Annotated in this window: 21 protein-coding genes; 12 read left to right on the top strand and 9 right to left on the bottom strand. The window is 69.4% G+C overall.

What is annotated here, in order from left to right; all coding sequences use genetic code 11:
- Positions 1–25: 25 nt before the first annotated feature.
- A complete protein-coding gene (locus E2F49_RS08865) occupies positions 26–385 on the bottom strand; it encodes a response regulator (protein WP_055251746.1) in 360 nt (119 codons plus the stop codon).
- Positions 382–1,329, bottom strand: coding sequence for a sensor histidine kinase (locus E2F49_RS08860; protein WP_243713550.1), 948 nt, complete (start codon positions 1,327–1,329; stop codon positions 382–384). Before E2F49_RS08860 ends, E2F49_RS08865 begins: the two co-directional genes overlap by 4 nt.
- A gap of 230 nt (positions 1,330–1,559) precedes the next feature.
- Between E2F49_RS08860 and E2F49_RS08855 the strand changes: the two genes are divergently transcribed.
- Both E2F49_RS08855 and E2F49_RS08850 read left to right on the top strand, forming a co-directional pair.
- On the top strand, positions 1,560–2,387 hold the full coding sequence (locus E2F49_RS08855) for a polysaccharide deacetylase family protein (RefSeq protein ID WP_133393573.1): 828 nt from the start codon (positions 1,560–1,562) through the stop codon (positions 2,385–2,387).
- Complete coding sequence (locus E2F49_RS08850) at positions 2,384–2,710, top strand: low molecular weight protein tyrosine phosphatase family protein (RefSeq protein ID WP_133393572.1); 327 nt, start codon at positions 2,384–2,386, stop codon at positions 2,708–2,710. Before E2F49_RS08855 ends, E2F49_RS08850 begins: the two co-directional genes overlap by 4 nt.
- Before the next feature lie 19 nt (positions 2,711–2,729).
- Here the strand turns inward: E2F49_RS08850 and E2F49_RS08845 are convergent, their stop codons facing one another.
- Complete coding sequence (locus tag E2F49_RS08845; RefSeq protein ID WP_133393571.1) at positions 2,730–3,437, bottom strand: GAF domain-containing protein; 708 nt, start codon at positions 3,435–3,437, stop codon at positions 2,730–2,732.
- Between the two features lie 99 nt (positions 3,438–3,536).
- Complete coding sequence (locus E2F49_RS08840) at positions 3,537–4,280, bottom strand: SDR family oxidoreductase (RefSeq protein WP_133393570.1); 744 nt, start codon at positions 4,278–4,280, stop codon at positions 3,537–3,539.
- 190 nt (positions 4,281–4,470) lie between these two features.
- Between E2F49_RS08840 and E2F49_RS08835 the strand changes: the two genes are divergently transcribed.
- Positions 4,471–4,887 carry a winged helix-turn-helix transcriptional regulator gene (locus E2F49_RS08835; protein WP_055251758.1) on the top strand — a complete coding sequence of 139 codons (417 nt, stop codon included), beginning with the start codon at positions 4,471–4,473 and terminating at the stop codon, positions 4,885–4,887.
- 1 nt (position 4,888) lies between these two features.
- Here the strand turns inward: E2F49_RS08835 and E2F49_RS08830 are convergent, their stop codons facing one another.
- Positions 4,889–5,245 carry a GFA family protein gene (locus E2F49_RS08830; RefSeq protein WP_133393569.1) on the bottom strand — a complete coding sequence of 119 codons (357 nt, stop codon included), beginning with the start codon at positions 5,243–5,245 and terminating at the stop codon, positions 4,889–4,891.
- Between the two features lie 186 nt (positions 5,246–5,431).
- Between E2F49_RS08830 and E2F49_RS08825 the strand changes: the two genes are divergently transcribed.
- From E2F49_RS08825 to E2F49_RS08815, 3 genes are all read left to right on the top strand, one after another.
- The gene (locus E2F49_RS08825) at positions 5,432–6,610 is read left to right on the top strand and encodes a GAF domain-containing sensor histidine kinase (protein WP_133393568.1); all 1,179 of its coding nucleotides are present in this window, start codon (positions 5,432–5,434) and stop codon (positions 6,608–6,610) included.
- 48 nt (positions 6,611–6,658) lie between these two features.
- Positions 6,659–6,916 (top strand): hypothetical protein, encoded by a 258-nt coding sequence (locus E2F49_RS08820; RefSeq protein WP_133393567.1) that lies wholly within the window; start codon positions 6,659–6,661, stop codon positions 6,914–6,916.
- An 81-nt stretch (positions 6,917–6,997) separates the two neighbouring features.
- Positions 6,998–8,374 (top strand): glycoside hydrolase family 2 TIM barrel-domain containing protein, encoded by a 1,377-nt coding sequence (locus E2F49_RS08815; RefSeq protein ID WP_133393566.1) that lies wholly within the window; start codon positions 6,998–7,000, stop codon positions 8,372–8,374.
- A 285-nt stretch (positions 8,375–8,659) separates the two neighbouring features.
- On the opposite strand, the gene E2F49_RS08810 is transcribed toward E2F49_RS08815, so the two are convergent.
- Entirely contained in the window at positions 8,660–9,796 is a 1,137-nt protein-coding gene (locus tag E2F49_RS08810) for a PQQ-dependent sugar dehydrogenase (protein WP_133393565.1), read from the bottom strand.
- Positions 9,797–9,885: 89 nt separating this feature from the next.
- On the opposite strand from E2F49_RS08810, the gene E2F49_RS08805 reads away from it, so the two are divergent.
- Complete coding sequence (locus E2F49_RS08805) at positions 9,886–10,347, top strand: hypothetical protein (RefSeq protein ID WP_133393564.1); 462 nt, start codon at positions 9,886–9,888, stop codon at positions 10,345–10,347.
- Between the two features lie 334 nt (positions 10,348–10,681).
- Here E2F49_RS08805 and E2F49_RS08800 read toward each other — a convergent pair whose 3' ends face one another.
- Both E2F49_RS08800 and E2F49_RS08795 read right to left on the bottom strand, forming a co-directional pair.
- Positions 10,682–11,392, bottom strand: a complete 711-nt coding sequence (locus tag E2F49_RS08800; protein ID WP_055251769.1) for a response regulator transcription factor — start codon at positions 11,390–11,392, stop codon at positions 10,682–10,684.
- 270 nt (positions 11,393–11,662) lie between these two features.
- Positions 11,663–13,276, bottom strand: coding sequence for a sensor domain-containing diguanylate cyclase (locus E2F49_RS08795; protein ID WP_165971170.1), 1,614 nt, complete (start codon positions 13,274–13,276; stop codon positions 11,663–11,665).
- A 185-nt stretch (positions 13,277–13,461) separates the two neighbouring features.
- Between E2F49_RS08795 and E2F49_RS08790 the strand changes: the two genes are divergently transcribed.
- The 3 genes from E2F49_RS08790 to E2F49_RS08780 all read left to right on the top strand — a co-directional run bounded on the left by E2F49_RS08790 (position 13,462) and on the right by E2F49_RS08780 (position 15,069).
- Positions 13,462–13,785, top strand: coding sequence for a DUF6122 family protein (locus E2F49_RS08790; RefSeq protein WP_133393562.1), 324 nt, complete (start codon positions 13,462–13,464; stop codon positions 13,783–13,785).
- Positions 13,775–14,422, top strand: coding sequence for an NAD(P)H-binding protein (locus tag E2F49_RS08785; RefSeq protein ID WP_133393561.1), 648 nt, complete (start codon positions 13,775–13,777; stop codon positions 14,420–14,422). Before E2F49_RS08790 ends, E2F49_RS08785 begins: the two co-directional genes overlap by 11 nt.
- 77 nt (positions 14,423–14,499) lie before the next feature.
- Entirely contained in the window at positions 14,500–15,069 is a 570-nt protein-coding gene (locus E2F49_RS08780; protein WP_133393560.1) for a hypothetical protein, read from the top strand.
- 117 nt (positions 15,070–15,186) lie between these two features.
- On the opposite strand, the gene E2F49_RS08775 is transcribed toward E2F49_RS08780, so the two are convergent.
- On the bottom strand, positions 15,187–16,353 hold the full coding sequence (locus E2F49_RS08775) for an acetyltransferase domain-containing protein (protein ID WP_279487340.1): 1,167 nt from the start codon (positions 16,351–16,353) through the stop codon (positions 15,187–15,189).
- Between the two features lie 182 nt (positions 16,354–16,535).
- Between E2F49_RS08775 and E2F49_RS08770 the strand changes: the two genes are divergently transcribed.
- Both E2F49_RS08770 and E2F49_RS08765 read left to right on the top strand, forming a co-directional pair.
- Positions 16,536–16,934, top strand: coding sequence for a host attachment family protein (locus E2F49_RS08770; RefSeq protein ID WP_055252126.1), 399 nt, complete (start codon positions 16,536–16,538; stop codon positions 16,932–16,934).
- A 2-nt stretch (positions 16,935–16,936) separates the two neighbouring features.
- Positions 16,937–17,257, top strand: a complete 321-nt coding sequence (locus E2F49_RS08765; RefSeq protein ID WP_133393559.1) for a thioredoxin family protein — start codon at positions 16,937–16,939, stop codon at positions 17,255–17,257.
- Positions 17,258–17,403: the final 146 nt, after the last annotated feature.

The raw sequence follows: 17,403 nt of genomic DNA, 5'->3' as shown, positions 1-17,403 counted from the left end.
GCTTTCCGATGCTGCTCTGCTGCGCTCAGGCAATCACGTGCTGGGCCAGCGCCTTTTTCAGGTCTTCCGCGCCATAGGGCTTCTGCAGCACGTAGCGGTTCTGCAGGCGCTCGGGCACGCCGGCCGCGCCATAGCCGGACATGAAGATGTACGGGATGCCGCGCGCGTCGAGATCGTCGGCGATCGGGAAACTCTTCTCGCCCCCGAGGTTGATGTCGAGGATGGCGAAGGTGATCGGCCGGGTCTCGAGAATTTTCAGCGCCTGGCCGACCGTCGAGGCCACGAAGGGCTGGGCGTAACCCAGGTCGCCGAGAAAATCCTCGAGCAGCATTGCCAGTATCGATTCGTCTTCGACGACGAGGATGGACGCATCCGTGCCGATCATCGAGCGTGGGCGTCCAGTGGGGCCGTGGCGTTGAACTCTACGCCGGTCGGGGCGTAGCGCAAGCCGACGTCGCCGCCCAGATCGTTGCGCAGCCCGCGCTCAAGCAGCCGCGAGCCGAAGCCGCGACGCCGGGGTGGCACGACGTCCGGCCCACCGGTCTCGCGCCACTGGAAGGAGACCGATTGCCGGCCGTCGATGTCGGTGCAGTCCCACTGGATGCGAATGCGGCCGGCCTCGTTCGACAGGGCGCCGTACTTCACCGCGTTGGTGCCCAGTTCGTGCATCGCCATCGCCAGCGCGAGCGCGCGCTTGGGCGTCACGCGGCAGGGCGGGCCGGCAACGTCGAAACGGCTGCCCGGCACGTCTTCGTAGGGCGCGATGGCGCCGGCGACGATGTCGCGGATGTCGGCGCTGTGCCAGTTCTCGCGCGTCAGCACGTCGTGTGCGCGCGACAGCGCCAGCAGGCGCGATTCGATCTTGTGCCCGCCCTCGTCCAGCCCCTCGGCGGTGCCCAGGGTCTGCCGCACCAGCGACTGCACGGTGGACAGCGTGTTCTTGACCCGGTGGTTGAGCTCGTGAATCAGCAGCTGCAGGTGTTCCTCGTGCTGCCGCCGGTCGGTGACGTCACGCGTGCTGCCGGCGATCGCTTCCACCTCGCCGTCTTCGCCGAACACCGGGGTGAAGATGTAGTCGTAGATGCGGACGCCCTTCTCGCTGTGCGGAAACGGCACGTCGCCGCGGATCGGCGCCCGGGTGGCGATGACCCGTTCGATTTCCTCGTCGTGCATCGCCGCGTGCCAGGGCTCGTAGCCGATTTCCAGGCAGGTCTTCAGCCGGGCTTCTTCCCAGGTCATGCCCCACATCGTCAGCAGCGCATCGTTGGCGTAGACGAAGCGGTGCTGCAGATCGAAGACGTAGAGCAGGTCCGGCGTGGCCTGGACCATGGCCTCGAAGGCACGGAAGGTCGCCGGGTCTTGGGCGGAAGCTGGCTGCACGAAGCGGACTCGCAGAACGGTGGCCGACCCTAGCATCGGCAGCGTGCGTACGCTGTCACGGGCCTGAGGCGCCACTCGCAGCCCTTGTGATGCCCGGCCGATCGCACCGCAGGATGCGGCGCAGGCGGCCCGACGCTACGCTGCGCCATGTCCGGCAAGGACGGCTGCGGAGCGTCGCGATGCACACACGGCCTGTCGTCATGGCGATCGCCGCGCTTTGGCTGCTCTCCGCAGTGCCGGCCGCTGCGGCGCCGCCGGCCGCGTTCGCATGGCCCGCAGGCCAGCGCGCCGCGGTGAGTCTGGCCTACGACGATGCGCTCGCGTCGCAGCTCGACGTCGCGATGCCCGCGCTCGACCGCCATGGGCTCAAGGGCAGCTTCTATCTGACCCTGTCCGGCGACACGGTGCGCGCGCGACTTGACGACTGGCGCGCCGCGGCCCGTCGCGGTCACGAACTCGGCAACCACAGCCTGTTCCACCAGTGCGCGGGCTCGAAACCCGACCGCGGCTGGGTCACGCCGGCGCACGATCTCGACACGACCACTGCGGCGCGCATGCGCGAGCAGGTGCGTCTGGCCTCGACGATGCTGCAGGCCATCGATGGCGCGAAGACTCGGACCTACACCGTGCCCTGCGGCGATCGGGACGCGCAGGACGGCGATTACGTCGACGGGCTGTCCGGCGACTTCGTCGCGATCAAGGTCATGGGCGAGGCGGTGGTGCCGGACATGCGCGCACTCGACCCGCATGCGGTGCCGGTGATGGCGCCGGAAGGCCTCGACGGCGAGGCCCTGATCGCGCTGGTCGAGGAGGCCGCGCGCCGCGGCACGATGGTCAACCTCACCTTCCACGGCATCGGCGCCGAGCATCTGTCGATCACCGCCGAAGCACACGCGCAGCTGCTGGCGCATCTGGCCGCGCATCCCGGGCGCTACTGGACGGCGACGTTCCGCGACATCATGACCTGGGTGCGCGATACGCAGCCCGCCACCGGAAACACGCCTTGACCCGTCATGTGCTGTTCGTCTGCAGCCGCAACCGGCTGCGCAGTCCCACCGCCGAGCAGGTCTTCGCCGAGTGGCCGGGCGTGGAGACCGCATCGGCGGGCCTGAGCCCCGATGCGGACGCGCCGGTGACGCCCGAGCTGCTGGCGTGGGCGGACACGGTCTTCATCATGGAACGGGCGCATCGCGCGCGACTGGCCGCACGATTCGGCACGCATCTGCGGCACGCGCGCGTGGTGTGTCTCGACATTCCCGACGACTACGACTTCATGGACCCGGCGCTGGTGCGCCTGCTGCAGACCCGGGTGACGCCGCACCTGCGGTGAGGCGGGCGAGCGCCGACGCTCAGCCGAGGCCGATGCCGGATGCGGCGCGGGGCGGGTCGGCCGCGAGCGTCTCGAACGTGGACGCCAGCGCATCGATGCTGTTGTGGAACGCGCGGGCCGTCACGTCGTCGAGCATGCGGCCTGCTTCGCGCCGCAACGGTTCGGCGTACTCCTCGAACGCCTCGCGCGCCTCGGCGCGGGTCGTCGATGCGAGCAGGATTTCGCCGCTCATCAGGCGCAAGGATTCCAGACGCCGATCGAGCGCCTGCCGCAACGCCGTGACCGCGCCGAGCGGCTCGAACGTGGACGCGAACGCGCGGGTCAGCTCCACCACGTCCTGCGGCACCTCGACGACGTCGTAGTCGAAGTGACAGATCGTGCCGAACAGCGCGTCGCGCGAGGAGACCGGAAAGCCGACGTAGGTCTGCACGACGGGACGCTTGGGGTGGCCCTCCAGACGCAGGTCGGCGCGCGCGTCGTCGACGAGAAACGCATCGCGCGACTGCTGCACGAACACGCAATAGGTCTGGTCGACCGGGACCGCCTCCATCGTCGCGGCGTAGGGATCGAGCCGGTCGACGATCACCAGGTTGCGCAGCTCGGCCGCGTCGAACCGGAAGAACGCCGTGAACCGGCAGCCCGACAGCAGATTGAGCGTCTCCAGCGCGCCGGGCAGGCGCCCAGCCTCGACGAGGGCGGTGAGCTGGTGGAGGGTGGTCTGCTTCATGCGGCATAGCCTAGCGCGAGCGCCCCGCGGTGCGGACACACGCCGTTGACACGGCGCCGGCGGCGTTCATGGCCGACGCCGCAGCGGCACGCTCAGGACTCAGCGCGGGTTGAGCTGCCCCAGCGTGGCGTCGAAGCGGCCTTCGCGCTCGGCCATGCGCAGCACCTTCACCCGCTCGACGAGGATCTCGTCGGGCACCGGCTGCCGGGCGAACTGGGCCATGACCTCGTCGATGAAGTCCGACAGCGGCATGTAGCCTTCACGGGTTTCCTGGCCGGGCGTCAGTCCGGTCTGCACCGCGGGCGGGACCAGTTCGATGACCTGCACGCGGCCGGCCAGCACGTGGCGCAGCGAGACGGTGTAGGCGTGGATCGCCGACTTGGTGGCGCTGTAGGTCGGTGCGACCGTCAGCGGCACGAACGCCAGGCCCGAAGACACGTTGACGATCGCGGCGTGCGGCCGCGTGGCGAGGTGCTCGACCAGCGCGTCGGTCAGGCGGATCGGCCCGAGCAGATTGGTGGTGATCGTCGCTTCGGCATCACCGAGATCGCGCGCATGGCCCATGTCCTCGTTGCGCATGATGCCGGCGTTGTTGACCAGCACGTCGAGCGCGGGATGCGCAGTCAGAACACGCTGCGCGAACGCGGCGACATCGGCCGGGTCGGCGATGTCGAGTTCGAAGGCATGCATGCGGTCGCGGTCGCCGATGGTCTCGTGCAGCGCATCGAGGCGGCGTCCGGCGACGAGGACCGTATCGCCGCGTGCGTGGAAACGTCGGGCCAGTGCGCGGCCGATGCCCGAGCCCGCGCCGGTGATCAGAATCGTGTTGCCGGTGGATCGCATGCGTCTTTCTCCACGTGTTGAAAATCGGCCGTCGACGGGTGCGCATGGCGACGCGCCGACCTGCGAAGGCTGCGCCGTGCACTTCCGTGCACGGCCGGGAACCAGCATATTCCCGACGCATTCGCCCGGTAAGCAGGCACCGGAAAGTAAGCTGCTGACCGGCCGGTTACCGGTCGATCCGGAGCTCCGCATGTCGTTCGATTTCGTCAAGCACCTCGAAACCCGTCGAAAGCTCGAGGCCGAAGCGCCGCTCGACCCGCGCGTCGAGGCGCTGGTCAACGGCGTGATCGCGCGCGTCGCCGACAAGTGGACGATGATCGTGCTCGACGTGCTGGCCGAACACGGCGAACTGCGCTTCGGCGCGCTGGGCAGGCGCGTGCCGGGCATCAGCCAGAAGATGCTGACGCAGACCTTGCGCGAGATGGAGCGCGAAGGGCTGGTGCAGCGCACCGTGCACCCGGTGGTGCCGCCGAAGGTCGAGTACCGGCTGACCGACCTCGGGCTCGGCCTGGGCGCCGCGTTCTGCGGCGTGTGGATCTGGGCCGAGCAGCACCTCGAGGCCATCGAACAGGCGCGCGCCGCCTTCGACGCGCGCGCCGCGGACTGACTCAGTCGAGATACTCGCCGCTGCCGGCGCCGTCCTTGTGCCGCAGGCGCGCGGCGGCCAGCATTTCCGGCGGCAACAGGCGCGCGTTGATCGCGCGGCCGGTCCGGCCTCCGGCGCGGGGCTGCCAGTGGGTCACGCAGCCGCAGGTGCGGCACCGGTGGAAGTCGACGTGGCGGCCGTTCCAGGCGTAGGTGGCGGTGCTGGCCGCGTCCGGCAGGCCCAGCTGGTCGGCATCGTAATAGGCCCACAGCACGCCGTAGCGCCGGCACAGCGAGCAGTTGCACTCGGTGACTTCGGTCGGCGCGGTCTGGATCGCGATGTCGATCGCGCCGCAGTGGCAGGTCGCGTGGACAGTCATGGGCCGGTGGCCGGACGCGGGTCACGGGGCGGCTGCGGCGGCGCGGATCGGTTTGGGCGCATGGCGGAGCTCCGGAAGTGGGACGCGTCGATCCTGCCAGTTGTGGCTGCAGCAGCGGGTCGCGCCGGCGCGCACACGTCGTGCAGGCCGCTCGTGGCAGACTCCGCTCCCCTCGAGGAGCCCGCCATGCACCAGGCCGCGACCAGATTGCCCGCCCACGCCGAAGCGCGGCGTCTGTCCGCATTGCATGCCTACGACATTCTCGACACGCCGGTGGAAGCGGTGTTCGACGACATCACGCGTCTGGCGTCCGCGATCTGTGCCACGCCAATGTCGATCATCAGCCTGGTCGACGCGGACCGGCAGTGGTTCAAGTCCGAGCTCGGGCTGGGCATGCGCGAAACGCCGATGGATGCGTCCATCTGCGCGCACGCGATCCTGGAGCACGACTTTCTCGAAGTGCCCGACACCACCGTCGATCCGCGCTTCGCCGGCAATCCTTTGGTTACCGGCGCGCCGGGCCTGCGCTTCTACGCCGGCGCATTGCTGAAGACGCCCGATGGCCTGCCGCTGGGCACGGTCTGCGTGCTCGATACCGTGCCGCGCACCCTCACGCCGGCACAGGTCGAAACGCTGCACGCGCTGGCGCGTCAGGTCATGGCGCAGTTCGAGCTGCGGCGCATGGTGATCGAGGCGCACGCACTCAACCAGCAGCGCGCGCGCGTGCTCGCCACGGCTGGTCACGATCTCAAGGGCCCATTGCGCGCGGCCCTGTACGCCCTGCAGAAGGCGCGTGGCCTGAGCGGCGAGGCGCAGGCCGAGCGTCTGCAGAACGCCGAACAGGACCTGTCCTACATCAACCAGAAATTCGGCGAACTGATCGCCGCGGCGACCGGCAAGCGCGGCGCCGCGCCGCCGGAACTGCGCGAGACCGATCTGGGCCCGGTGCTCGAAGACGTGCAACGCGCCTGGGCACGGGCGGCGCAGCGCAAGGGCATCGAACTGGTCGTCGACGCGACACCCTGCGTGGCGAAGACCAACGCCTCGTTGCTGGAAACGCTGCTCGGCAATCTCGCCTCGAACGCGATCAAGTACACGCCGGCGGGCGGCCGCGTGACCATCGGCTGCGGTCCGGATGCGGACGGCGGCATCGCGGTGGTCGTCACCGACACGGGCATCGGCATGGACGCGTCGCGTGTCGGCGAGTATTTCGACGCGTTCCGCCAGGCCGACGCATCCTCCGAAGGTCTGGGCATCGGTCTGTGGATCGTGCAGCAGGCTGCCGACGCCCTCGGCGCCCGGGTCGAGGTGCAGTCCGCACTCGGCGAAGGTGCGCGCATCTCGGTGCATCTGCCCGGCGTCTGATTCCGGGATTCACGAACGCCGTGCGCGAGGCCGGGCAAGGTTGGCCGCGTGGACGTGCCGACGCTCTATCTGGTGGACATCGAATGCGCGGCGCTGCCGGAAGCGGGTGACGACGGCGCGGTCTGCATGCTCGCGCCGGGCCTGTATCTGGTGGAAAGCGGACTGTCGCGCTCGCGGCTCTACCACGCGTGGAAGCGGCGCCATGTGCCGACCCGGTTGCTGGTGGCACCGCTGCGCGAGGCGCCCAAGTGCAAGGGCATGGCGCCCGGCGCCCTGACCTGGCTGTGCGCACGCGGATATCGCTGAAGCCGGTTCGCTGCAGCGCAGGACGGCCCGGCCCGGCGTCGCGGCTAGAGTGTCCGTCCGCACCGAGCGCAGGACACCCGCATGACGACGCCCACGGCTGCCGCATCCATACGCGCCGGGAAGGCGCCAGCCGTGCGGTTCGATGCGCATGCCCGCGCGTTGCGCCGCGCTGCCGCCGCCCTGCTGCTGTGCGTGGCGTCGACCACGGTCTGCGCGCAGGACGGTCCTGCAGTCGTGCGCATCGTCGAAGGCGCGTCGGGTTACACCTTGCAGGTCGACGGCACGCCGTTCCGGATCCGCGGCGCCGGCCTGAGCGGCGGGGACCAGGCGGCGCTCGCCGCGCGTGGCGCGAACTCGTTCCGGACCTGGAGCACCGATCCCGATCCCGCGAAGGTGCGCGCGATGCTCGACGAGGCCCACGGCCACGGCCTGCGTGTGGCGATGGGCCTGGCCGTCGGCAAGGAACGCCACGGCTTCGATCTCGGCGACGCGGACGCGATCGCCACGCAGCAGGCGCGCGTCCTCGACCAGGTGCGCGCCCACAAGGACCATCCCGCGGTGCTGATGTGGGTGGTCGGCAACGAACTGAATCTGTCGGCCACCGATCCGCGCATCTGGGACGTGGTCGAGTCGATCACGCGTGCGATCCACGTCGAGGACCCGAACCGCCCGGTGATGACACCCCTGGCCGGTTTCGACACGACACTCGCCGCGCAACTGCGCGCACGCGCGCCGTCGCTGGATCTGATCGGCATCCAGATGTACGGCGACATCGGCACGCTGCCGGCGAAGCTCGCGGCCGCGCGCTGGAGCGGGCCCTACGTCGTGACCGAATGGGGCCCGACGGGCCACTGGGAAAGTCCGGAAACCCGCTGGAAAGCGCCGGTCGAGGATCACGCCTCGCGCAAGGCGGAGCTGCTGGCCGCGCGCTTCGCCGGCATCGAGGCCGACACCCGCCAGGCCTTGGGGTCGTACGTCTTCCTGTGGGGCCAGAAGCAGGAGCGCACGCCGACCTGGTACGGGCTGTTCCTGTCCAGCGGCGAGTCCACGCCGGGTGTCGATGCAATGCAGAAGGCCTGGACCGGCGCATGGCCTGCGAACCGCGCGCCGACGATCGGGCCGCTGCAGGTGGACGGCCGCGTTGCGACCGACAGCATCGTGCTGGCGCCCGATGCGGAACAGTCCGCACGCGTGGAAGCGTCCGATCCGGACGGTGATCCGCTCGAGTACCGCTGGACCGTGCGCGAGGAAAGCCGGGCGACCTCGATCGGCGGCGATCCGGAAACCCTGCCGCCCGAAATCACGTTGCGCGTGGCGAATGCCGATGGCGGCACGCTGCACTTCTCAGCACCGCAGCGCCCCGGCGCGTACCGCCTGTTCGTCGAAGTACGCGACGGCAAAGGCCACGCCGCCTACGCGAACCTGCCGTTCCATGTGGGGTCACCGCCGGCGCGTTGAGGAACTGCCGTCGCGTGACGCGGTGCTGCGATCTGGCGTATCGCGCATGCCACGCATGCCGCAAGCCACGGATCTCACCGCACTCGGCGGACCGCTCCTTCCCCCGCATGCGGGGGAAGGCCGGGATGGGGGCGAACCTTGCGCGCCTGGATCGACGCATCGAGCGCGGTCAGACAACCGACTGCACGAGGTCAGGACGCCGCACGAGGCCAAGGTCTCGCGATCGGGCTGTTCGCCCCCACCCAACCCTCCCCCGCAGGCGGGGGAGGGCTGTATCAAAGCCTCTCAGCGCGCGGGCACGACCCGCAGCACACGCCCGTCCGCGCTGTCGGTCAGCAGGTACAGCGCGCCATCCGGCCCCGTGCGCACGTCGCGGATGCGTTCGCCGAGTTCGCGGAACAGGATTTGTTGCGTGCCGGGCGTGCCACCCGCCATCGGCACGCGACGCACGCTGCGTTCGGCGAGGGCGGAGACGAACAGGCTGCCGCGCCATTGCGGGAACAGCGCCGCGTCATACCAGGCCATGCCCGAGGGCGCGATCGACGGCGTCCAGTGGGTCAGCGGATCGGTGATGCCCGGCCAGCTGCGGTAGGGCGTGACGCGCGCGCCGGTGTAGTCGACGCCGTCGGTGGTGATGGGCCAGCCGTAGTTCGCGCCGGCGACGATCGCGTTGAGTTCGTCGCCGCCCTTGGCGCCGTGCTCGTTCGAATACAGCACGTCGCCCACGCGCACCATCGCCTGCGGATTGCGGTGGCCGCTCGAGTAGATCTCCGGAAGTGCACCCTCGCGGCCCACGAATGGGTTGTCGCGCGGTACGCGGCCGTCGGTCTGCACGCGGATGGTCTTGCCCAGATGCGTGTGCAGGCGCTGCGCGTCGGTGCGTTCGAGATTGCCGTCGCCGACCGCGGTGACCAGCGTGCCATCGCCTAGCAATGCCAGGCGGCCACCGAAATGCTGGCCGGCCTGCTTGGCCGGTTGCGAGGTGAAGATGGGTGTGACCGCGTGCAGACGCGTGCCGTCGAAACGCGCGCGCACCACGCGCAGGTGGTTCGCATCGGGCGTGCCGTGCGCGAACGACAGGTAGAGCAGACCGGTGTCGGCGAAGCCGGGGTCGACCATGACGTCGAACAGGCCCGCCTGTCCCATCGCCAGCACGGGCGGCAGGCCGTCGACGGGCGCCGGGCGCACGACCAGCGCATTCGCGTCGTCGCGTTCGATCACGCGCAGTCGTCCCGGGCGCTCGGTCACGAGCATGCGGCCGTCGGGCAGGAAGGCGAGGGACCAGGGATGGTCGAGACCATCCGCGACCGTTTCGACGCGGTAGTCGCGCGTTTCGCCCAGTGCCACGCCGGCGCAACACAGCAGCCACGCGGCGACGGCCCACGCGTGCCAGGCACGGACCGGATTCGAAGACCTGGACATCGCAGGCATGCACGCTCCACATCGGCGCCGCGACTGCGGCATCATCGCCCCATGATGCTGCAAGCCCGTCCACGATGCCGATGCCATCCATGACCCGTTCCGTCGGCTGGGGCCGACGACTCGCGCTGTTCGGCGTCGCAGTGCTGCTGGCCGCCGCATGGGGCAGCGTGGTGCAGACGCAGTTCAATCTGCAGGCGCTGGTCGCGCTGGAGGTGGACGTGCCGATGCAGGTGCGCACGACGACCACGCTGCAGGACCTCGCCGGCTTCGGACCGGTCTACGCCGGCATCGTGCTGGCTGCATGGCTGCCGGCGTTCCTGGGCGCGGCGCTGCTGCTGCGCAGATGGCCGCAGTGCCGTGTGCCGCTGTACGCGCTCGCCGCAGGGGTCGGCGTGATCGCCGCGATCCGGACCATTGATGCGTTCGCGCCGATGCCGGTGCTGATCGACGCGACGCGCGGCACGGCAGGACTGCTGGCAATGGCGGCCGGCAGTCTGCTCGCGGGCGCCGCCTTCGCGTGGTGGACACGTCCGCGCCGCAGACGGCTCTGAGTGGACCGGCGCCGGGGTTCGTCCGGCAGCTGTGTCATCGCTGTATCGCAGGCAACGACATCGGCCATCGATGTGCTGAATGCTTCGCCTTGCCGGCCGACTCACGGCCGCGCATCGATGGTGCGTCCACGGCGATCCCCGCCGTTGGAGCCCATCATGAGCAACCCGAACCAGCAGCCGCAGCAGCCCGATCAGCGCGAACCGCAGCATCAGGGTGACGAACGGCAACCGCAGCGCCAGGCACCCGGCCAAGGCAGCGAAGAGGAAGAATGAGTCGACGGTTCCGAGACCGTCGGTCGCGACGCCCCGGCGATGCCGGGGCGTCGCGCGGGGATCAGGCGACGGCCTTTCCCAGATCGGCGATGCGGTAGCCCGCACCGGTGATCGTATGCAGCAGCTGCACCGGCTGGTCGCGATCGACGGCCTTGCGCAGGTTGTACAGGTGACTGCGCAGCGTGTCCGAATCCGGAAGGGTCAGACCCCAGATTTCCTGCTCAATCTCACGACGACTGACCACGCGCGGCGCTTCGCGCATCAGGATGGTCAGGATCTTCAGCGCGATCGGTGCCAGATTGAGTTCCTGTCCGCCGCGCTGAACGCGCAGCGACGCCGGGTCCAGCACGAGATCGGCGATCTGCAGGACCGTGGCACCGACTTCGCGACGTTCGCGACGGATCAGCGCCCGCACGCGCGCCTCGAGTTCCTTGATGTCGAACGGCTTGGTCAGATAGTCGTCGGCGCCCGCTTCGAGACCTTCGATCTTTTCTTCCAGCGAGTCACGCGCGGTCAGCATCAGGATCGGCGTGGTGCTGCGATGTTCGGTGCGCAGGCGACGGCAGACTTCGATGCCGCTCAGGCGTGGCAGCATCAGGTCGAGCACGATCACGTCGAACGCGATTTCGGTGGCCAGATTGACGGCGTCCAGTCCGTCGGCGGCGTAGTCGACCTCGAAGCCACGGCTCTCGAGGAACTCGCCGACCGGTTCGGAAATATTGCGGTTGTCCTCGACGAGCAGGATGAGACCGCCAGGACTGTGGTGCGCCATGAAACGACTCCGGAGACGTGGATTTAGGTTCGCGAAATTCGCATCAAGCCGGTGCAAGGCCGGTGAAAACCCGTGTGCGATTCCGAACATATGCAAAGTATTTAGCTGCGCGTTAGCGGCCTTTGCCGACATGGGCGCTTTGCGGTGCAGCAATCGCGCGTCGTGCTCGACGCGCGGGACCCGATTGCGGACGACGACCGCTTGGCTGATCAATGGTATTCGGCCAGTCGACGCCTGATCCGCTTCGGACCTGCGGCGAACGACCTGCGCTCAGTCGACCACCGCGGGGCGCTCGGCTTCAAGCTCGGTGCGGTCGCGACCGGCGTGTTTGGCGGCGTACATCGCCGTGTCCGCGCGCTGCAGCAGCGCGTCGACACCCGCATCTTCCGGGCGCAGCGCACTGATGCCGGCACTCAGCGTGACCTGCAGGCCGGGCACGTCGAGCACGACCGACGCGCCCGACAGCATCGTGCGCAGCGTTTCGATGCGCGCGCGTGCGTGTCCGGGATCGGCGCCGGGCAGGATCACCAGGAACTCCTCGCCGCCCATGCGCGCGACGTGGTCGTTGCTGCGGAACGCGCCGCGCAAGGCATGCGCGACGTGGCGCAGCACGCGATCGCCGCATTCGTGGCCGTGGCGATCGTTGATGCGCTTGAAGTGGTCGAGATCGAGGAAGGCGACCGTCAGCGGCGTGTCGGCGAGCTTCGCCGCACCGATGCTGCGCTCGAGCTGTTCGAGCGCAGCACGCCGGTTCGGCAGTCCGGTCAGCGGGTCGGTCTGCGCCAGTCGCTGCATTTCGTCGCGCTGCCGGCGCAGCACGCCCAGACGCAGCGTCAGCACCATGCTGCAGGTCAGTGCCAGCCAACCGCCGGCCAGCATGTAGGCCTCGACCTTCCACAACGCGAGCGCGGTCGGTGCGAAGGCTTCCATCGCCGCGACCACGAGGAAGGGCAGCAATCCGGCGAGCAGCGACGGTCCACCGCCACGACGACGGACCAGTGCGACGATGGCGACGCCGGCAAATGCCAGCGCCAGCAGATAGAAGCCAACCTCGGTGGCCACCGACATTGCTGCCAGCACGATCGGCGGCAGCAGCGGTGCGCAGAGTCCCGCGATGACCAGCAGTCGGGCGGCCCAGCGCACGCCGCGTTCGATCTGCGGCACCCGTCGGCGCAGCCACGACTGCCGCACCAGTGCCAGCGTGGTCACTCCGATCAACGCGACCGCCAGTCCCACCATCGCCTGCACGGCGAAGCTGCCGACCGGCAGCCACGGTCGCGGCCAGGCCCACAGCCCCGACAGCAGCGCCAACCAGATCGCGAACACGCCGACCGTGGTCGCGTAGGTCAGGAACGCGCGCTCGCGCGTGGCGACGAAACTCAGCAGCGCCGACATCACCAGCGTCAGCACCACCGCCAGCGATGCGATGCGGATCGCGAAGCGGCCGATGTCGGCACGCTGCACCGGCGCCGGTTCGCCCAGTTGCACGATCGGGCGCCACAGCGGCAGCGGATTGGCGTCGTATTCGATCTCGATGGGCGCGGTGTCGCCGGCATCGGGCACCAGCACCGTGCCGACGCCGGCGCGGAAGCGCGAGTCCAGCGTGCGGGCGTCTTCGAGCGTGCCGCAGCGGTCGCGCAGGCCGTGGCGGATGTCGACTTCGCCCGAGAGCGCATTGAGCACGACGACCGCCTGCGGATGGCCCGACCAGCCGCCGTCGGGCGCGGGCAGCTGCAACACCTGTCGGCCCGGGCGATGGACGTGCCGGCACTCGTGCAAGGCGTCGGAGACCAGGGCCGGCGCGCCGGTGACGACGGGCGCGGGCGTGCCGGCGCGCCCGCAGGCCGCCAGTGCGCACACCAGTGTCGCCACTGCGATGGACATCGCCATCGCCCGCCAACCACGCCTTCCCATCATCGTCCGCGCCGCTGACGCCCCGTCTCCCGGAATGGGAGCTTCGGGAAGTGTAACGGCCGCGGCGTGCGTTTCATGAGCGGAGCGTCGCGCCCGCGCAGGTGCCGGCCATCGTCAGCGACTAAGCTGTGGACCCCGCCGCACCCGCAACGCCCATGGGCGCACGCGCCATCTTCCATCTGTTCCTGCACGCCGCCGTGCCTGCGTTGCTGGCCTGGCTGTTCTGGCGCGAGCGCTTCGGCCGCGCCTGGGCCTTGTTGCTGCTGGGCTGGATCATCGACATCGATCATCTGCTCGCCGACCCGATCTATGCGCCGGGCCGATGCAGCATCGGCTTCCATCCGCTGCATACCGCGCCGGCGATCGCGGTCTACGCGGGGCTGACGCTGCCCAGGCGCACGCGACTCTTCGGGATTGGGCTGCTGGTGCACATCGCGCTCGATGCGATCGACTGCCTGTGGATGCGTTATGCGGGCTGACGGCGCGAGGGTGCTGCTGGTCGGCGCGACCGGACTCGTCGGTAGCCATGTGCTCGACCGGCTGCTGGACGACGTGCGGGTCGCGCGGGTGGTCGCGCCGGTGCGCCGTGCGCTGGCGCGCGTGGACGCGCGGCTGCATGCCCCGGTCGTCGACTTCGACGCCTTGCCCGACGACGCCGCGCTGTGGGCGGTCGATGTGGTGATCTGCACGCTCGGCACGACGATGCGCCAGGCGGGTTCGCGCGCGGCCTTCCGCCGTGTCGACCACGATTACCCCCTGGCCGTGGCCGCGCACGCGCGCCGGCATGGCGCGCTCGCCTTCGCCCTCACCTCGGCGATGGGTGCCGACGTGCAGTCGCGCTTCTTCTACAACCGGGTCAAGGGGGAACTGGAAGCGGCGTTGCAGACGCAGGGCTGGCCCTCGCTCACCCTCGTGCGGCCCGGTCTGATCGGCGGGACGCGCACGCAGTCGCGGTCGGGCGAGCGAGCGGCGGAAATCGTCCTCGACGCACTCGCGCCGGTACTGCCGCGGCGCTGGCGCATCAGTCCTGCGCCGCACATCGCCACCGCACTGGTCGACAACGCGCTGGCCGCACGTCCGGGCTGCCACGTCGTCGATGCGGCAGCGCTCGCGTGACAGCGCCGATTCAAGCGGTGACTGATAGGGTCGACGTCCGGGCCGCTGCGCCCATCCGATCGGAACAGGGGCCTGCCATGCGCATCACGCCACTGCTGTTGAGTTGCCTGCTTGCAAGCCCGCTGCTGGCGCATGCGGCCGGGAACGACCGTGTCGATCTGAGCCTGCCGTCGCAGCCGATGTTCACCGGCGAGGCCGCCTTCGGTGGCGGCGAATACACCGGCCCCCGCACCGACACGCCCGAGTACCGCCGCGCGCATGGCGACGACCTCGCACGGCGTGGCGGATGTCCCACCGGCCCCGACGGCAGCGAACGCACCGTCACCGGCAGCGTGAGCACCGGCATCGGCTATTCCTCGCGCGGCGGCAACGCCAACTGGAACGAGGCCGACATCAACATCTGCAAGGAAACCGTCAGCAACGCCGGCAACCTCAACACGATGCAGCTCAACCTGCGCGTGGGTCGCTACGACGGTCCGGGCTACCCGGGCGTCTACGGCGGATTCGGGCCCTATGGCGGCTACGGATACGGCGCGGGCGGTTATTTCGACGGCTTCGGTCCGGGGTATCGCGACATGTACGGGCCGTTCCCCGCGGGTCGCGTGCGCAACGAGTCGTGGATCGAGGGCCGCCAGCCCTGGCGCTGAGCGCCTGGTCAAACTCCTGCTGCGCTTGTCAGCTGGTCGAAATGCCCTCGTATGTTCCGCGCTCCGCCACGCGCCATCTGACTGCGCTCGCGACGGGCTTTGAGCTGTTTCTTCTTTCTACAGATACCGCAGCCACGCCAGATCGCGTCGCCGTGCCTTGAACCGGGCGAATGCCGCGGTCGGCGGCTGCAGCACCATCGCCAGCGCGATCGAGATCGCCACCAGCGTCGCCACGCTGTCGAAGCCGAACACCGTGCCCTTGTTGGTGCCCCAGACGGCGAGCGCGCCGAGATACAGCAGCTTCAGCACGAACAGGTGCAGCAGATAGAAGAACATCGGCGCCGATCCCAGTGCCGACAGCGGCCGCAATGCGCGTGCGAGCGCGGGTGATTCGTAGAGCCGCAACAGCAGCAGCCCGACGCCCAGCGTCAGCAGCACGAACTGCAACGAGGGCGGGTACTTGGTGACGTTGAACACCGACATCAGCGTGCGCAGGGCGTCGGCCTGCGGCGCCCACGGTGCATCGCCGTAGACGTTCGCCCAACGCAGCAAGGCGAACCCCGCCAGCGCGCCGACGCCGCTCCACACCAGCAGCGCGTGCCGGCGCGTCGGCGACGCGTCGCGTGCGAACCACGACCCGGCGACCCACCCCAGTGCGATGACACCGATCCACGGCAGCACCGGATACGAGGTGCGGGCGCGCAGGCCGTCGCCGAACTGCAGCCAGTCGCGCTGGTGCAGCACTGCCCACAGCGTGTGCAGCGGGTGCTCGGCCGTCAGACGCACGCCGTCGAAAAGGTTGTGGCCGGCGATGATCGCCACCGCCAGGGCCACCAGTGCCGCACGCGGCAGCCACAGCAGCGCGGACAGGGCCAGCATGCTCAGGCCGATCGCCCAGATCACCTGCAGATACACCGTCGAAGGCGGGAGTTCGAAGGTCCATGCGAAGTTGACCAGGGTCAGCTCCAGCACGACGAGGAACAGGCCGCGCTTGAACAGGAACGCCGAAGCGGCCCGGCGGCCGGCGGGCTTGCCGCTGGCGTAGAGCCACGCCGACAGACCGGTCAGGAACACGAACACGGGCGCGCACAGATGCGCGAGCAGGCGGCAGAAGAACAGGGCGGGCGACGCACGGGCGACCTCGACCGGATCGCCCATCTGCACGTGCAGGAAGAAGGTCTCGCGGACGTGATCGAGCAGCATCAGCACCATCACGGTGCCGCGCAGCAGGTCGATCGAGGACAGGCGTGCCGTCGTGGCGGCGGGAACGGAGCTGGGGCGCACGGCAAAACCACGGTCTGCAATCGTTAGATTATTACATAACGCTCATGGTATGCCGGCCGCGGTCGCACGGGGGCTGAACCGCACGACAGCTTGCCGACACGACCATGCCGCGCCGCTCACATTTGCCTGCCTAGGCTGGCTCGGGCCGACTTACGGCAGTCCTACACACAGCGGAGGCGATGATGACGATGAAGATTCCCCAGGGTGCCCTGATCGTGGTGGCGGATGGCGGCTCTGCCCGCGTTTTCAGCAACGTGGGCACGCAGGCCTCGCTGGCGCTGAAGCAGGAAGCACTGCTGGAGGGCATGAACCTGGACGACGAAGGTCCGTCCGGCTCGATGCCCTCGGAATCGAGCGCCTCCCAGCTCGACGAGGCCACGTTCGCCAAGCAGCTGGCGAAGGGCCTCAACGACGGCGCACTGAAGAACAAGTACGAACACCTCGTGCTGATTGCCGATGCGAAGACGCTCGGGCGCGTGCGTCCGCTGCTGCACAAGGAAACCCAGCAGCGCCTGATCGGCGATCTGGCCAAGGATCTGACCAACGCGCCGCTGGAAACCATCCAGAGCACGCTGTCCTGAGCATGGCGACCGACGGCTACCGCGAACATGCACCGCCCCGCGAAGACATCGACGCGATGGCAGGCGCGGTGGCCGTCGAGTTCGGCACCGACTGGTGCGGCTACTGCCAGGCCGCACGACCGGCCATCGCGCAGGCGCTCGCCGGTCGCGACGACGTCACCCACTTGAAGATCGAGGACGGCAAGGGCCGTCCCCTCGGCCGCAGCTTCCGCGTGAAGCTGTGGCCGACGCTGATCCTGCTGCGCGACGGACGCGAGGTTGCGCGCGTGGTGCGTCCATCCGATGCAGCCACCGTCGTCCAGGCGCTGCGCGCGCTCGACTGAGCCTGGGCCGCAGTCGGGACTTCGTCGTCCTGCCCGCATCGAGGCGCCCGCTACGACATCCGCCAGTCCGGTCACCCGCGCCGATTCTGTCGTCATCCCGCTGCTTCCAGAAGCTTCTGGGCAACCGACCCGGCGCGAGCCGCCAT

The sequence above is a fragment of the Luteimonas terrae genome (assembly GCF_004358165.1).
Lineage (GTDB): Bacteria > Pseudomonadota > Gammaproteobacteria > Xanthomonadales > Xanthomonadaceae > Luteimonas > Luteimonas terrae.
Note: the sequence above shows the minus strand (reverse complement) of the source record. Positions and strands in the feature narration are given on the sequence as shown.

Coding starts and splice junctions, on each gene's coding strand:
- E2F49_RS08860 (WP_243713550.1), bottom strand. CDS start 1,329: ATGGTCCAGGCCACGCCGGACCTGCTCTACGTCTTCGATCTGCAGCAC.
- E2F49_RS08770 (WP_055252126.1), top strand. CDS start 16,536: ATGACGATGAAGATTCCCCAGGGTGCCCTGATCGTGGTGGCGGATGGC.
- E2F49_RS08835 (WP_055251758.1), top strand. CDS start 4,471: ATGTCGTTCGATTTCGTCAAGCACCTCGAAACCCGTCGAAAGCTCGAG.
- E2F49_RS08800 (WP_055251769.1), bottom strand. CDS start 11,392: ATGGCGCACCACAGTCCTGGCGGTCTCATCCTGCTCGTCGAGGACAAC.
- E2F49_RS08810 (WP_133393565.1), bottom strand. CDS start 9,796: ATGTCCAGGTCTTCGAATCCGGTCCGTGCCTGGCACGCGTGGGCCGTC.
- E2F49_RS08805 (WP_133393564.1), top strand. CDS start 9,886: ATGACCCGTTCCGTCGGCTGGGGCCGACGACTCGCGCTGTTCGGCGTC.
- E2F49_RS08840 (WP_133393570.1), bottom strand. CDS start 4,280: ATGCGATCCACCGGCAACACGATTCTGATCACCGGCGCGGGCTCGGGC.
- E2F49_RS08830 (WP_133393569.1), bottom strand. CDS start 5,245: ATGACTGTCCACGCGACCTGCCACTGCGGCGCGATCGACATCGCGATC.
- E2F49_RS08765 (WP_133393559.1), top strand. CDS start 16,937: ATGGCGACCGACGGCTACCGCGAACATGCACCGCCCCGCGAAGACATC.
- E2F49_RS08790 (WP_133393562.1), top strand. CDS start 13,462: ATGGGCGCACGCGCCATCTTCCATCTGTTCCTGCACGCCGCCGTGCCT.
- E2F49_RS08780 (WP_133393560.1), top strand. CDS start 14,500: ATGCGCATCACGCCACTGCTGTTGAGTTGCCTGCTTGCAAGCCCGCTG.
- E2F49_RS08865 (WP_055251746.1), bottom strand. CDS start 385: ATGATCGGCACGGATGCGTCCATCCTCGTCGTCGAAGACGAATCGATA.
- E2F49_RS08825 (WP_133393568.1), top strand. CDS start 5,432: ATGCACCAGGCCGCGACCAGATTGCCCGCCCACGCCGAAGCGCGGCGT.
- E2F49_RS08845 (WP_133393571.1), bottom strand. CDS start 3,437: ATGAAGCAGACCACCCTCCACCAGCTCACCGCCCTCGTCGAGGCTGGG.
- E2F49_RS08855 (WP_133393573.1), top strand. CDS start 1,560: ATGCACACACGGCCTGTCGTCATGGCGATCGCCGCGCTTTGGCTGCTC.
- E2F49_RS08795 (WP_165971170.1), bottom strand. CDS start 13,276: ATGTCCATCGCAGTGGCGACACTGGTGTGCGCACTGGCGGCCTGCGGG.
- E2F49_RS08785 (WP_133393561.1), top strand. CDS start 13,775: ATGCGGGCTGACGGCGCGAGGGTGCTGCTGGTCGGCGCGACCGGACTC.
- E2F49_RS08815 (WP_133393566.1), top strand. CDS start 6,998: ATGACGACGCCCACGGCTGCCGCATCCATACGCGCCGGGAAGGCGCCA.